12 protein-coding genes are annotated in these 13,787 nt (G+C 71.3%); 6 read left to right on the top strand and 6 right to left on the bottom strand.

Annotation, left to right across the window (positions count from 1 at the left end; translation table 11 throughout):
* Positions 1 to 27 precede the first annotated feature (27 nt).
* The 3 genes from ISG29_RS21825 to ISG29_RS06675 form a co-directional block, all read right to left on the bottom strand.
* On the bottom strand, positions 28 to 633 hold the full coding sequence (locus ISG29_RS21825) for an Mbeg1-like protein (RefSeq protein WP_407940171.1): 606 nt from the start codon (positions 631 to 633) through the stop codon (positions 28 to 30).
* Positions 634 to 1,670: 1,037 nt separating this feature from the next.
* Positions 1,671 to 1,967 carry a type VII secretion target gene (locus ISG29_RS06670; protein WP_194502591.1) on the bottom strand — a complete coding sequence of 99 codons (297 nt, stop codon included), beginning with the start codon at positions 1,965 to 1,967 and terminating at the stop codon, positions 1,671 to 1,673.
* 74 nt (positions 1,968 to 2,041) lie between these two features.
* Positions 2,042 to 3,220, bottom strand: coding sequence for an acyl-CoA dehydrogenase family protein (locus ISG29_RS06675; RefSeq protein WP_194502592.1), 1,179 nt, complete (start codon positions 3,218 to 3,220; stop codon positions 2,042 to 2,044).
* A gap of 58 nt (positions 3,221 to 3,278) precedes the next feature.
* On the opposite strand from ISG29_RS06675, the gene ISG29_RS06680 reads away from it, so the two are divergent.
* From ISG29_RS06680 to ISG29_RS06690, 3 genes are all read left to right on the top strand, one after another.
* Positions 3,279 to 4,052 carry a dihydrofolate reductase family protein gene (locus tag ISG29_RS06680; protein ID WP_235958674.1) on the top strand — a complete coding sequence of 258 codons (774 nt, stop codon included), beginning with the start codon at positions 3,279 to 3,281 and terminating at the stop codon, positions 4,050 to 4,052.
* Positions 4,049 to 4,969: a dihydropteroate synthase gene (locus tag ISG29_RS06685; protein WP_194502594.1), complete on the top strand. Its 921-nt coding sequence runs from the start codon at positions 4,049 to 4,051 to the stop codon at positions 4,967 to 4,969. Before ISG29_RS06680 ends, ISG29_RS06685 begins: the two co-directional genes overlap by 4 nt.
* A gap of 365 nt (positions 4,970 to 5,334) precedes the next feature.
* Positions 5,335 to 5,640: a GIY-YIG nuclease family protein gene (locus ISG29_RS06690; protein WP_194502595.1), complete on the top strand. Its 306-nt coding sequence runs from the start codon at positions 5,335 to 5,337 to the stop codon at positions 5,638 to 5,640.
* A gap of 280 nt (positions 5,641 to 5,920) precedes the next feature.
* On the opposite strand, the gene ISG29_RS06695 is transcribed toward ISG29_RS06690, so the two are convergent.
* On the bottom strand, positions 5,921 to 6,421 hold the full coding sequence (locus ISG29_RS06695) for a pyridoxamine 5'-phosphate oxidase family protein (RefSeq protein ID WP_194502596.1): 501 nt from the start codon (positions 6,419 to 6,421) through the stop codon (positions 5,921 to 5,923).
* Between the two features lie 181 nt (positions 6,422 to 6,602).
* Here ISG29_RS06695 and ISG29_RS06700 point away from each other — a divergent pair, with 181 nt between their 5' ends.
* The 3 genes from ISG29_RS06700 to ppsA all read left to right on the top strand — a co-directional run bounded on the left by ISG29_RS06700 (position 6,603) and on the right by ppsA (position 11,610).
* Positions 6,603 to 8,147, top strand: coding sequence for a fatty acyl-CoA synthetase (locus ISG29_RS06700; RefSeq protein WP_194502597.1), 1,545 nt, complete (start codon positions 6,603 to 6,605; stop codon positions 8,145 to 8,147).
* A 122-nt stretch (positions 8,148 to 8,269) separates the two neighbouring features.
* Complete coding sequence (locus ISG29_RS06705) at positions 8,270 to 9,157, top strand: pyruvate, water dikinase regulatory protein (protein ID WP_328828240.1); 888 nt, start codon at positions 8,270 to 8,272, stop codon at positions 9,155 to 9,157.
* Complete coding sequence (ppsA, locus tag ISG29_RS06710; RefSeq protein WP_194502598.1) at positions 9,154 to 11,610, top strand: phosphoenolpyruvate synthase; 2,457 nt, start codon at positions 9,154 to 9,156, stop codon at positions 11,608 to 11,610. Before ISG29_RS06705 ends, ppsA begins: the two co-directional genes overlap by 4 nt.
* Positions 11,611 to 11,730: 120 nt before the next feature.
* Here ppsA and ISG29_RS06715 read toward each other — a convergent pair whose 3' ends face one another.
* On the bottom strand, positions 11,731 to 12,825 hold the full coding sequence (locus tag ISG29_RS06715) for a hypothetical protein (RefSeq protein ID WP_194502599.1): 1,095 nt from the start codon (positions 12,823 to 12,825) through the stop codon (positions 11,731 to 11,733).
* Positions 12,826 to 13,110: 285 nt separating this feature from the next.
* The gene (locus tag ISG29_RS06720) at positions 13,111 to 13,773 is read right to left on the bottom strand and encodes a helix-turn-helix transcriptional regulator (protein WP_194502600.1); all 663 of its coding nucleotides are present in this window, start codon (positions 13,771 to 13,773) and stop codon (positions 13,111 to 13,113) included.
* Between the last annotated feature and the right edge of the window lie 14 nt (positions 13,774 to 13,787).

Genomic DNA, 13,787 nt, shown 5'->3' on the forward strand with positions numbered 1-13,787 from the left:
GGCGAGTCTCCCTCATCTGCGTCGTCATCAGGGCCACACGAACGAGCCGAGGCCGTGCGCCTTGCCCGGGTTGCCGGTGTTCGACGCGATGGTCACCTGGGCACCGGCGGCGCCGGTGACGTGCAGCGCCTTCTGGCCGTTGGTCAAGATGTCGTTGGGCGTGTGGTAGTTCGTGATCTGTTGCTCCGACACCCCGCCGCCGTGGTTGAGGGCGGCCGCGGCCACGGCGGCCGCGTAGTTGCCGGTGCCGATGCCGGCCGCGTTGTAGGTGGTGGCCGGATAGCCCGTCGCGATGCTCGCCATCGAGGCCAGGGAGCCGCCGAGGCTGTGGCCGGTGAACTCCACGTGCCCGGGGTACTTCTCGGCCAGCTCCTGGGCCGTCTTCAAGGCCCAGGCGCCCTGCGCCGTGGGCAGGTTGTTGGCGTTGTTCACGTCGTCGGACCAGTCGCCGAGGTCGAGGTCGGGCGGCGGCTGGCTGCCGCGGTAGGCCAACACGATCTCGCCGGTCTCGTCGTTGCGGTAGGCGACGGCGTAGAAGCCCTCGGGCCCCGGGTAGTTCTCGAGGCGGCTCCAGCCGTCGGGCGCGCCGGAGTCCTGGTAGGCGTCCTTGGCGAGGTCGGCGAGATCCTTCACGTGCTGCTGGTAGTCGGGGTCGGAGAGGAACCTGCGCAGGGCGGTCGCGTCGGCCTCGTCGGGGTCGGCGATGCGGCGTCCGTCGCCGAACGGGTCGGTGAGGTAGCGGTTGATGGTGCCGGCGAGCAGCACGACGGCGCCCGCCAGCGTGTTGGCCAGCTGCCGGGTGGCGGTGGCGATGGCGAGGACGCCCTTGCCGACCTCGATGAGGAAGTCGACGCCCTGCCTGACCGCCTCGACCGTCGCCTCGAACACGGTGCGCGCCACGTCGGAGACGATGCGCGTCAGCTCACCGACGGCACGCTTGCCGAGATCCCACAGCGTCGACAGCGCGCTGCGCACGAAGCTCTGCGCGATCGACACGGCGTGCGCCAACGCCTCCTCGACCGCGTGCACCGCCTGCACGTAGAGACCGATCGGGCCGGGGATGTGCGAGACGATCGTCTCGATGCCGTCGAGCAGGTGCGAGACGCCCCACTCCGTGCCCTGCACGATGGAGAGGATCCCGCCGCTGGTGAGCGACGGCAGGTGCTGCACGGTCGTGACGACCTGTGAGGGCCGGATCGACGGCGGACGCCAGCTCAGCACCCGGTCGACGATCTCCTTCGCCTTCGGGATCAGGTGCTCGACGAGCTTGGCGAGCGGGTTGTCGAGGAAGGCGTTGATGACGTCGGCCACCGACTTCAGCGCCGACAGCGCGCCGTGGGTGAAGGTGTCGACCGCCGACTCGATGTCGCGGTGCGCCTTCTCCGCCGCCTGCTGCGTGCGCTCCCACTCTGCTGCGTAGTCGCTGATCGTGCGGGCGGCGTCGGTCTGGGCCACGCCGATGGCGTGCACCGCCTCGGAGGCCAGGGAGTTCGCCAGTCGGTACTGGCTGCCGGCGGCGCTCTCCCAGGCGGCGCCGACGCTCTGCCCGACCGAGTGCAGCTCGCTCTCGCCCTCGAAGACCAGCCGCGCGAGCTGGTCGAGCGTGCTGACGGCGTACTCCATCTCCGCGAGGTCGCCGTCGGGCTGCGGCACCTCCAGCCACGAGAGACTCACTGGGTGACCTCCACGGCGGCACCGAGCTCGGCATCGATGCGCTCGTAGGCCTGGGCGGCCACGTGCAGCTCCTGCGCGTGCTGGGTCAACGACTCCACCACCCGCCGATGGCTGTGCTCCATGGTGGAGAGCAGCGAGGCCAGGGTGCGCGCGAGGTCGTCGTGGCCGGTCGTCGACGTCACCTCGCGCACCGCCGTCTCGGCCCGGTGCACGAGGTCGCCGAGCTGGTGTGCCAGGTCGTTCACGCGGTCACCGCCGCGGGCGACGACCGCAGTGTCGACTCCGAGATCCATGTCGGCAATCTAGGGTAAAGAGATCGCGCGCGGCTACGGATCCGGCTCAGAACTTTCTCAGGCCCAGACCCTGGTCAGATCGCGCTGATGGTGCCGGCGGCGTCTTTGTCGAGCGAGCGGGCGATGACCATGCGTTGGATCTGGTTGGTGCCCTCGAAGATCTGCATCACCTTGGCCTCGCGCATATAGCGCTCCACGGGGAAATCGCGGGTGTAGCCGTAGCCGCCGAGCACCTGGACGGCGTCGGTGGTGACCTGCATGGCGTGGTCGGTGGCGACGAGTTTCGCGACCGACGCCTCGCGGCCGAACGGCTGCCCGGCGTCGCGCAGTCGGGCGGCGTGCAGGGTGGCGGCGCGTGCGGTCTCGACGGCGGCCTCGGCGTCGGCGAGCAGGAAGCCGAGTCCTTGGTGGTCGAGGACGCGACGTCCGAACGCCTCGCGCTCGCGGGCGTAGGCGAGGGCGTGGTCGAGGGCGCCCTGGGCCAGGCCGGTGGCGACGGCGGCGATGCCGAGGCGACCGGAGTCCAGCGCCGCGAGGGCGATGCGCAGACCCTGACCCTGCTCGCCGATGAGTCGCTCGGCGGGGATGCGCACGTTCTCGAAGCGCATCGTGGCGGTGGCGGAGCCGGTCAGGCCCATCTTGGCCTCGGGCGGGTCGGCGACGAGGCCGTCGGTCTCGGCGGGCACGAGGAAGCAGGAGATGTCGCCGCGGGCCTCGCCCGTGCGGGCCATGACGGTGTAGAAGTCGGCATGGCCCCCGTGGGTGGTCCAGGCCTTGGCCCCGTTGATGACCCAGTCGGAGTCCTCGGTGTCGCCGTCGCGGACGGCCTTGGTGCGCATGGCGGCGGGGTCGGAGCCGGCGTGGGCCTCGGAGAGGCAGTAGGCGCCGAGCAGGGAGCCGCCCAGCATCTCGGGCAGCCAGCGCTCCTGCTGCTCGGCGGTGCCGTAGGTCGCCAACGGGAAGCAGGAGAGGGCGTGCACGGAGACGCCGACCCCGACCGAGGCCCACACTGCGGCGATCTCCTCCAGCACCTGCAGGTAGACCTCGTACGGCACCCCACCACCACCCTGGGCCTCGGGGTAGGGCAGGCCGAGGAGGCCGGCCTCGCCGAGCAGGGCGAACACCTCGCGGGGGAAGGTCTCGGTGCGTTCGGCCTCGGCCACCCGCGGTGCGAGCTCGGAGCTGGCGAGCCGGCGGGTGAGGTTCAGCAGGTCGGCGTGCTCCTCGACGGTGAGGACGCGGCGGGCGGGCATGCTCTTCTCCTGGGTCTGGGGTGGGGCTGACCGCAACGCTACGGTCTCGGGCGTGGAGATGATCTTCGGACCGCGTCCGGGCCCGGTGCCGGGCGACGAGCTGCCCGACCACTACCCCTGGCCCGAACGAGGGCCGGAGGCCGACCGGCAGCCCTGGGTGCGCGCCATGATGGTCGGCACCCTCGACGGCGCCGCCGCCGGTGACGACGGCCTCAGCGGCTCCATCTCCAGCGATGTCGACCGCGACGTCTTCGCCGCCGTGCGCCGCTTCGCCGACGCGGTGCTCGTCGGCGGCGGCACGCTGAGCGCCGAGGGCTACGGGCCGCTGCGCGCCACCGACGCGGACGCCGCCGCTCGGCGCGAGCGCGGGCAGGCGGCGGCTCCGGTGCTCGCCGTCGTGTCGGGCTCGCTCACGCTGCCGCTGGACCCCGACGGGTTCACCGCGTCTGCGCGGCGGCCGCTGGTCTTCACCACCGCCTCGCCCGACGCCGACCGCCTCGCCGCCCTGCGCGAGCGGTGCGAGGTCGTGCAGAGCGACGGCGACCACGTCGACGTCCGCTGGGTCGTCGACCAGCTGCGTGCCCGGGGGCTGTGGCGCATCGTGTGCGAGGGCGGCCCGGGGCTGCTCGGCCAGGCGGCCGACGCCGGTCTGGTCGACGAGGTCGACCAGACCATCTCGCCGATGCTCGTCGGCACCGAGCAGACCCCCGACGCGCCGATGCTCTCCTCGGCCCGGGAGTTCGAGCTGGCGCACGTGCTGACCGCGGAGTCGTTCCTGATGTGCCGCTACGTGCGCGCTGGCGCCGAGCCCGGTGCGGAGGGGCGGGCGTGATCGACCTGCGCGCCCTCGCGGCGCTGGTGGCCGAACACGGCGACCGTCTCGACGACCCCGTGGCGACGTTGCGCGTCGGCGGCCGCGACCTCGACACCGACGCGCGGCCGGCGCTCATGGGCGTGCTCAACCTCTCGCAGGACTCCTGGTACCGCGAGAGCGTGGTCGCCGGCCGCGAGGACGCCGTCCGGCGGGGGCGGGTCATGCAGATCCAGGGCGCCGACGTGATCGACGTGGGCGCCGAGTCGGTGCAGTCGCACGCCGCGCGGGTCGAGGCCGACGCGCAGACCGAGCAGCTGGTGCCGGTCGTGGAGGGACTGGTCGAGGCCGGCGTGCCGGTGTCGGTCGAGAGCTACCACCCCTCCACGGTCGAGGCGTGCCTGCGCGCCGGGGCCAGCGTCGTCAACCTGACCGGGTCGGGGACCGACGAGGAGATGTTCGGCCTCGCCGGGCAGTACGGCGCCACGGTCGTGCTGTGCCACGTCGTCGGCACCCACGCCCGCGATCTCGCGGACGCCGCGAGCGCCGACGTCCGCGCCGACCCGCTGCCGGCGATGCTCGAGCAGTTCGAGCGGCGCCTGGCCCACGCCCGCGAGCTGGGGGTGCCGTCGTTGGCCGTCGACCCCGGCATCGGCTTCGGGTTCGGGTGGATCAGCGATCGCCGGGAGCGGTTCCGCTACCAGTCGACGGTGCTGCTGCACGCCTTCCGGCTGCGCACGCTCGGGGTGCCGGTGTGCAACGTGCTGCCCGCCGCGATGGACCTCTTCGCCGACGAGGTGCGCACCGCCGAGGGCTTCTTCTCCGTGCTCGCCCACCTGGGCCGCACAGGCCTCTACCGCACCCACGAGGTGCCCAAGGTCAAGGCCGTCCTCGACGCGATGCACGAGCTACCCGTCTTCCCGGAGGCCGGTGAGTGAACCGCTGGGCGGCGCCTCCCCGCTGGTGGTTGAGCCGGTCGAGCCGCTAGGCGGGGTCTCCCCGGGCGGTGGTTGAGCCGGTCGAGCCGCTAGGCGAGACCGTGTCGAAACCCGGTGAGGTGCAAGGGGGCGTTGCCCGACCGGTGGTTGAGCCGGTCGAGCCGCTAGGCGAGACCGTGTCGAAACCCGGTGAGGTGAAAGGGGGCGTTGTCTTCAGAGTTGGCGGGTTTCGACGCGCTCGTCGCTGGCGCTCCTCACGGCTCAACCACCGGTCGGAACTCTCCACAGGCCCCGCGCCGAACACGATCTCCACAGCCTGAAATCTTTCCGTTGCCGCGGGGTGACACCGCGACCACGGTGGCTCCATGGCTTGGACCTACATCCTCCGTTGCGCCGATGGCTCCTACTACGTTGGCAGCAGCGTCGACATCGAACGTCGTCTCTCCGAACATGCCCTGGGCGAGGGCGCGGCCTATACGCGCGCACCGGGTCGGAGGCCGGTGCGATTGGTGTGGTCTGCGCAGTTCGATCGAATCGATGACGCCTTCTACTTCGAGAAGAGGGTCCAGGGTTGGAGCCGCGCCAAGCGTGAAGCCCTCATTGCGGGGCGCTACACCGACCTACCGGGTCTCTCGCGCAAGGGCTATCGGCCTTCTGCCCAGGGGAGCTAACCCGGTCCGCCGGTGGTTGAGCCGTGAGGCCGTCCACGGCCGAGCGCGTCGAAACCCGGCAACTCTGAAGACAGCGCCGCCTTTCGCCTCACCGGGTTTCGACGCGGTCTCGCCTGGCGGCTCGTCCGGCTCAACCACCGGTGGGGAAAGGCTGCTTGTCGGCTCGCCGGGTTTCGACGCGGTCTGGCCTGGCGGCTCGTCCGGCTCGACCACCGGTGGGGTGGGGCTGCTTGTGGCCTCGCCGGGTTTCGACGCGGTCTGGCCTGGCGGCTCGTCCGGCTCAACCAGCGGTGGGGGCGGTGCTCCCGCCCAGCGGGATCGGGTCGAGGCCGAGCTTGCGGTGGTCCCACGACCGGGTGCGGGTGGCGTCGAAGCGCACGGCGACCCGGTTGTGCAGCATCACCTCCACGAAGGGGCGCAGATCCTCGGTGTACGGGCCGTTGTAGCGCTCCCAGACGTCGACGCCGACCCGCCACAGCGCGTCGGCGTCGTCCACGACCTCGGCGGTGCCCTCGAGGGAGACGCCGCGCAGCGTGTCGTAGGTAAGTCCGTCCTCGAGCAGGATCGTGGCGCGCGGGTCGCGACGCAGGTTCACGGCCTTCTGCGCCTTGGCCTTGGTCTCGAACCACAGCACACCGTCGAGGTAGGCGAACCACATGGCCACCGAGTGCGGATGCCCGGTGGGGCCGAGGGTGGTGAGCACGGCGGTGCGCCGGCCGGAGATGAAGGCGTCGATCTCCTCGTCGCTCATGACGATCTGCGAGCGCTGGTTGGTACCCATGGGCCCGAGCGTAGGGGCTCCGGGCAGCACGAAGGCCCCGCCGGGTGCCGCGGCGGAGCCCTCGTGTCGTCGTGCCTCCCCCGAGGAACACGACGTCGCCGAGCCTAGGGGCTGAGCCGGCCGTTCGTGGAGGACTGGTGCAGGTGAGGTGACCAGGGTCACGGTGTGGTCTGCTGGCTCCATGCCCGCTCCGAGCATCGGCCCGATCCAGCACGTCAGCACCGTCGACGCCGTCCTCGCGCGTTCGGCGGCGCGCACCCCTCACCACGTGGCCCTGAGGTTCGCCGACCGGTCCTGGACCTACGCCGAGCTGGACGCCGCCACGTCGCGCGCCGCGGCGTCCTTGCGGTCGCTGGGGCTCGAGCGCGGCGACCGGGTCGCGGCCTTCGGTCGCAACTCCGACGCCTACCTGCTGGGGTTCCTCGGCTGTGCCCGGGCCGGGCTCGTGCACGTGCCCGTGAACTACGCCCTCACCGGCGCCGAGCTGGCCTACCTGGTCGACCAGGCCGGGTGCCGGGCGGCGCTGGTCGACCCGGGGCTGCGGGACACCTTCGACGCCGTCGACCTGCCGGACGTCGCGTGCGTGATGCCGCTGCGCGACGCCGCAGGCTCCCTGCTCGAGGCGTCGAGCTCGGGGCCGGTGCCCGACACGCCGCTGCCCGACGGCGAGCCGCCGGTGGCCGACGACGAGCTCGTGCAGCTGCTGTACACCTCCGGCACGACGTCACAGCCCAAGGGCGCGATGATGACGCACCGGGCGCTGGTGCACGAGTACCTCTCCTGCATCGTGGCGCTGGACCTGCGCCACGACGAGCGGCCGCTGCACCCGATGCCGCTCTACCACTCCGCGCAGATGCACGTGTTCTTGCTGCCCTACCTCGCGGTGGGAGCCGAGAACCACCTCCTCGAGACGCCCGACGTGCCGACCGTGCTGGCGGCGGTCGAGGAGCGCGAGGTCACCGCCCTCTTCCTCGCCCCGACCGTGTGGGTGCCGCTGGCCAACCATCCCGACTTCGCCACCCGGAACCTCGGCTCGCTGCGCAAGGCCTTCTACGGCGCCTCGATCATGCCGGGCCCGATCGTCCAGCGGCTGCGCGACGCCCTGCCCGGCCTGGCGCTCTACAACTGCTTCGGCCAGTCCGAGATCGGCCCCCTCGCCACGGTGCTCCAGCCCGAGGAGCACGACGCGCGCCCGGCTTCGTGCGGCCGGTCGGTGCTGTTCGTCGAGCTCGCGGTCATCGACGAGGACGGCGCCTTCGTCGAGGGCGAGGGCACCGGCGAGGTGGTCTACCGCTCACCGCAGCTCTGCGCTGGCTACTGGGACAAGCCCGAGGAGACCGCGGAGGCGTTTCGCGACGGCTGGTTCCACTCCGGCGATCTCGTGCGCATCGACGCCGAGGGCTACATCACGGTCGTCGACCGCATCAAGGACGTCATCAACACCGGCGGCGTGCTCGTCGCCTCGCGCGAGGTCGAGGACGCCCTCTACACCCACGAGGCGGTCGCCGAGGTGGCGGTCATCGGCACCCCCGACGACCGCTGGATCGAGGCCGTCACCGCGTTCGTCGTCCTCAAGGACGGGCACGACGCCGACGAGGCCGCTCTGATCGAGCACTCCCGTGGCCGACTCGCGGGCTACAAGCGACCCAAGTCGGTGCGGTTCGTCGGGGAGCTCCCGCGCAACCAGTCGGGCAAGCTCCTCAAGCGGGTGCTGCGCGACGTCTGACCCGACGACGTGACCAGCGACACGTCCGCGGAACGGACGAGTTGAGGGACACTGTCGCGAACCGCGGCGGCGACGCTACGGTTCACAACCCGGGGCCTGCCCGCCGAGGGAGGCTAGGCCCAGTGCGAGGAGTGGTGATGGTCGACGCCGAGCGCGTGGTGCCGGTCTTCTACCTCTCCGACTCCACCGGCATCAGCGCCGAGACGATGGGCAACGCCCTGCTCATCCAGTTCCCCGACACGACCTTCGAGAAGACCACGATCCCCTTCATCGCGGACGCCGCGCAGGCCAGCGAGGTGGTCGAGATGCTCGATGCGCTGGTCGACGAGGGCGAGCACCCGCTGGTGTTCACCACGGCCGCCGACGACGCGGTGCGCGCCGAGCTGGCCCGCACCAGGGCGCCGATCATCGACTTCTTCGAGATGCACATGAGCCGGGTCGAGGAGATCCTCGGCCAGCGCGGCGTGCGGCAGGCGCACCGTCTGCACGGCGTGGGCGACATCAAGCGCTACAACGCCCGGATGGCCGCGGTGGAGTTCACCATCGAGCACGACGACGGCCAGAGCCTGCGGGCACTCGACCGCTCCGACGTGATCCTGCTGGCACCCTCGCGCTGCGGCAAGACGCCCACCAGCATGTACCTCGCGCTCCAGCACGGCTTCTTCGTAGCCAACTACCCGCTCGTCGACGAGGATCTCGAGACCACCGAGCTGCCCCGGCCCGTGCGCGAGTACGCCGACCGCTGCATCGGGATCACCACCACGGTCGAGCGGCTCACGCGCATCCGCAACGAGCGCCGTCCGAACAGCCGCTACGCCTCGGTCGAGCAGTGCCGGTGGGAGCTGCGTCAGGCGGCCCGTCTCTTCGAGACCCACGACCTGCCCGTCATCGACTCCTCGGCCCGCTCGGTCGAGGAGATCTCCACGCTCATCCTGCAGAGTCGCAGGGCGCGCATGCGCGCGAGCATCAGCCATGCCGCCGGCACCACCCGAAGGGGAACCACCGCATGACCGACCAGTCCACGCCTCAGCCCGCCGCGGGGCACAGCAACGTCCGGTGGTTCGCCGACCTCGGGCTCGGCGACCTCGAGCAGGTCGGCGGCAAGAACTCCTCTCTGGGCGAGATGGTCTCCCAGCTCTCCGACCTCGGCGTGTCGGTGCCCAACGGGTTCGCCACCACAGCTGATGCCTTCTACCGCTTCATCGCCACCGACGTCGACGGCCACGGCACGCTCGCCTCGCAGGTCTCCGAGGCGCTGGCCGGGCTCGACACCGACGACACGCGCGCGCTCGCCGCCACCGGCAAGAAGATCCGCGACCTGGTGCTCTCCCAGCCGTTCCCCGACGACCTCGAGGCCGACATCCGGACGGCGTTCGAGACCCTGGCCACCGAGGCGCGCGGCGCCGGCGGAGAGGAGCCCTCGTTCGCCGTCCGCTCCTCGGCGACGGCCGAGGATCTGCCCGACGCTTCGTTCGCCGGCCAGCAGGAGACGTTCCTCAACGTGCGCGGGGTCGAGTCGATCCTCACCGCGATCCGCGAGGTCTACGCCTCCCTCTACAACGACCGCGCCATCGCCTACCGCGTGCACCACGACTTCGCTCACGACGCCGTCGGCATCTCCGCGGGTGTGCAGCGCATGGTGCGCTCCGACGTCGGCTCCTCGGGCGTCATGTTCACGATGGACACCGAGTCGGGGTTCACCGACGCCGTCTTCGTCACCTCCGCGTTCGGGCTCGGCGAGGGCGTCGTGCAGGGCGCGGTGAACCCGGACGAGTTCTACGTCTACAAGCCCGCGCTGCGGGCCGGGCGACCCGCGGTGCTCAAGCGCGGGGTCGGCGGCAAGGCCATGAAGATGGTCTACACCGAGGACACCACCGTGGGGCGCACCACCGAGTTCGTCGACGTGCCCGCGGAGGAGTCGCGCCGGCTCTCGCTCACCGACGACGAGGTCACCGAGCTGGCCCGGCACGCGCTGGTCATCGAGGAGCACTACGGCCGCCCGATGGACATCGAGTGGGGCAAGGACGGTCTCGACGGCAAGCTCTACATCCTCCAGGCCCGCCCGGAGACGGTGCAGTCGCGCCGCACCGGGGCGCTCGAGCGCTTCAAGATCGACCCGTCGGTCACGAAGGGTGCCGACGTGCTCGTCGAGGGCCGCGCGATCGGTCAGAAGATCGGTGCCGGCGCCGTGCGCGTGCTCGCCTCGATCGACGAGATGCACGACTTCGTCGAGGGTGACGTGCTCGTGGCCGACATGACCGACCCCGACTGGGAGCCGATCATAAAGCGCGCCTCGGCCATCGTCACCAACCGCGGCGGCCGCACCTGCCACGCGGCGATCATCGCCCGCGAGCTGGGCATCCCGGCCGTCGTCGGCACCGGTAGTGCCACGCGTGACCTGGCCGACGGCACCGAGGTCACGGTCTCCTGCGCCGAGGGCGACACCGGCCTGGTCTACGCGGGCGCACTGGACTTCTCCGTCGAGCGCACCGAGCTCGACTCGATGCCTGAGGTGCCGGTCAAGATCATGATGAACGTCGGCACGCCGGAGCAGGCGTTCGCGTTCTCGCGGCTGCCGCACAGCGGTGTCGGTCTCGCGCGGTTGGAGTTCATCATCAATCGCCAGATCGGCGTGCATCCCAAGGCGCTGCTCGACCTGGCCGCCGACCCGTCGTCCCTCGACGCCGGACTGCGCGCCGAGGTCGAGGAGATCATCGCCGCCTACGACTCTCCCCGCGACTTCTTCGTCAAGCGCGTGGCCGAGGGCGTCGCCACGATCGCGGCGGCGTTCGCGCCGGAGCCGGTGATCGTGCGCATGAGCGACTTCAAGTCCAACGAGTACGCCAACCTCGTCGGAGGCACGCACTACGAGCCCGACGAGGAGAATCCGATGATCGGGTACCGCGGCGCCTCGCGGTACCTCTCGCCCGACTTCGCCGACTGCTTCGCGATGGAATGCGAGGCGCTGCGCCACGTGCGCGACGAGATGGGGCTGACCAACGTCAAGATCATGATCCCGTTCGTGCGCACGCTGGGCGAGGCCGAGGGCGTCATCGACCTGTTGGCCAGCCATGGCCTCAAGCGCGGCGAGAACGACCTGCAGGTCGTGATGATGTGCGAGCTGCCCAGCAACGCGGTGATCGCCGAGCGCTTCCTGGAGCACTTCGACGGCTTCTCGATCGGGTCCAACGACATGACCCAGCTGACCCTGGGCCTGGACCGCGACTCCGGCCTGGTCGCCGACAAGTTCGACGAGCGCGACCCCGCGGTGCTGCACATGCTCGAGCTGGCCATCGAGGCCTGCCGCAAGCAGGGCAAGTACGTCGGCATCTGCGGTCAGGGCCCCTCCGACCACCCCGACCTCGCACAGTGGTTGCTCGACCAGGGCATCGAGTCGATGTCGCTCAACCCCGACACGGTCGTCGACACCTGGCTCCGGCTCGGCGGGGTCGCCGCCGAGTAACCGCGAGGGGTCGCGAATTGCTGCCCGAGGGGTCGCATATCGTTCTCGGCCGGTCGATCGCCCGGCCCCTCGAGGAGCAATTTCTGACTCCTCGAGGGACGATATGCGACCCCTCGCGGGTCAGGCGGTGCGCGGCAGGGTCGGCAGGCCGGGGAGGCTCGGGAGCTGTCCGATCAGGCTGAGCAGGGTCGAGAGGCCGCCGCTGGCGAGCAGGTCGCCGAGGTCCGAGAAGAACGCGTCCGGCTCGTCCAGCACCGTCATGAGCGCGCTGAGGACGGCGCCGAAGTCGCCGAGGGCGCTCGGGTCGCCGGGGGTGACCAGGCCGAGATCCTGCAGCTGGGCCAGCAGTTCGAGCAGGTCGCCCAAGGGAGCGTTGTCGCCGCCGAAGCCGCCGGCGAGACCCTGCAGCGTGGCCACCGCGGCCTGAAGCTGGGCGGCGAGCTGCGTCGGGTCGGCCGCGCCGGCCGCTGCCTGGAGCTGCGCGATCGCCTGGGTGAACTGCGCCTGGTAGCTGCCCAGGTCGCCCGGGAGTGCCCCGCCGTCGGGCAGCTGGCTGCCCTGGAGCAGGTCGATGAGCACCTGGAGGCCGTCGCCGGCGTCGCCCAGCCCGGGGATGCTCGTCAGGGACTGAAGCAGCCCCTCGACGGCGCTGACCAGGGCCGGGACGTCGAGAGCGGCGAGAGCAGCGAGGAGCGAGGTGAGCTCCTCCGGCGTGGCGGTCGGTGCCTGCGCGGCGAGCTGGTCGAGCGCGGCGGTGAGCTGGGCGATCGCGTCGTCCAGCGCGGTGGTGAGCTCCGCGGGCAGGAGGCCGTCGAGCTGACCGGTCGGCAGCGCACCGAGCTGGTCTTGGGCCTTCGTGATCTCCGCGAGCACGGACGCCGGGTCGGTGGGGCTGGCGGCACACGCCTGGTCGCGCTGGTCACGGGCCTGGCCGAGGCGATGCCTGCGCACGGCCACGCGATGCTTGGCCCGGCGCACCTTGGCGGCGCGGTGGCTGGTCGCGTGCTTGGCACGGCGCAGTTGCCGCTTGGCCCTCGCGAGGTCGGTGCGGGCCTGCCGCACGTCGCCCTTCGCCTCGGCGCACGACGTCGTCGCCATCGCGAGCGTGCTGATGCCGCTCGATGCCGGGGATGCGACGGCCACTCCGCCGCCGGTGGCGACACCGCCCGCCACCAGGGCCACGCTGATCGCTCCCGTGATCAGGGAACGCTTCATCTGGAACTTCACTGGGTCTCCCTCCCAAAGGACAGCACTCCGCCGGGGGGTGGGAGCGCCCGAGAGGACGCTAGGGCAGGCGCAGGCCGGCGTGCAGCGGTCTTCGCACGTGCGGTCCGATCGGCGGCCTAGATGGCCCGCAATGACTAGGCCGCGACGGGGAGCGGCCTGACTGCTCTGCGAAGAAAAAACACCACGACGCCGACCGGGGTGCCTGGGTCGGCGTCGTGGTGTGACACCCGCGCGGGCTGCGGGGGTGTCCCGGGGGGAGGGGGAGAGGCGCGCTCAGCCGGCGGCGGCCTCGTCGACCGCGGGCATGAGGCCGTTGGCCATACCCCAGGCGACGGCCTGGGTGCGGCGCTCGACGTCGATCTTGCGGTAGGCCTGCCGGATGTAGGTCTTGATCGAGTTGATCGAGAGCCCCAGCTCCTCGCCGATCTCGCCGTTGGTCAGGCCGCGAGTGATGAGGGTGAGGATCTCGAGCTCGCGCGGGGTGAGCCGGCTGCCGACGGGGGCCTGGGGGGTGCGGATCGGTGCGGGCGGCTCGACGACCTGGACCGGCTGGGCGAGGGTGTGCTTCGGCGGCGCCGGGACGCCGCGACCCGCCTTGAGATCCTCCAGCGCGACCACGAGCTGGGCGGCGGTCATCGACTTGGAGAGGTACGGGTTGGCGTTCGAGGGCAGCTGGTCCGACGGCGCCCAGCTGAACACGATCGCCTGGGCCCCGGCCGCGTTCTGGAGGTCGCGCAGCATCGAGGCGCTGAAGGCCGACTGCTCCATCGGCTCGTAGAGCACGACATCGACGTCCTCGGGGTGCGCGAGGGCGGTGCGGACGTCGACCAGGTGGACCCGCGAGTCGTAGGACTCCAGCAGGCAGTTCAGGCCAGCCACGGCCAGGTCGTTGTCATCGACGATCGTCGCGATGAGCGGGCTGTCGTTCCGAGTCATCAGTTCCACCTCGT

It is taken from the genome of Nocardioides acrostichi, assembly GCF_015319165.1.
GTDB lineage: Bacteria > Actinomycetota > Actinomycetes > Propionibacteriales > Nocardioidaceae > Nocardioides > Nocardioides acrostichi.

Bases quoted from the DNA above. Each gene is read 5' to 3' on its own strand.
- ISG29_RS06670 (WP_194502591.1), bottom strand. From the start codon at position 1,967: ATGGATCTCGGAGTCGACACTGCGGTCGTCGCCCGCGGCGGTGACCGC.
- ISG29_RS06675 (WP_194502592.1), bottom strand. From the start codon at position 3,220: ATGCCCGCCCGCCGCGTCCTCACCGTCGAGGAGCACGCCGACCTGCTG.
- ISG29_RS06680 (WP_235958674.1), top strand. From the start codon at position 3,279: ATGATCTTCGGACCGCGTCCGGGCCCGGTGCCGGGCGACGAGCTGCCC.
- ISG29_RS06690 (WP_194502595.1), top strand. From the start codon at position 5,335: ATGGCTTGGACCTACATCCTCCGTTGCGCCGATGGCTCCTACTACGTT.
- ISG29_RS06695 (WP_194502596.1), bottom strand. From the start codon at position 6,421: ATGGGTACCAACCAGCGCTCGCAGATCGTCATGAGCGACGAGGAGATC.
- ISG29_RS06700 (WP_194502597.1), top strand. From the start codon at position 6,603: ATGCCCGCTCCGAGCATCGGCCCGATCCAGCACGTCAGCACCGTCGAC.
- ppsA (WP_194502598.1), top strand. From the start codon at position 9,154: ATGACCGACCAGTCCACGCCTCAGCCCGCCGCGGGGCACAGCAACGTC.
- ISG29_RS06715 (WP_194502599.1), bottom strand. From the start codon at position 12,825: ATGAAGCGTTCCCTGATCACGGGAGCGATCAGCGTGGCCCTGGTGGCG.
- ISG29_RS06720 (WP_194502600.1), bottom strand. From the start codon at position 13,773: ATGACTCGGAACGACAGCCCGCTCATCGCGACGATCGTCGATGACAAC.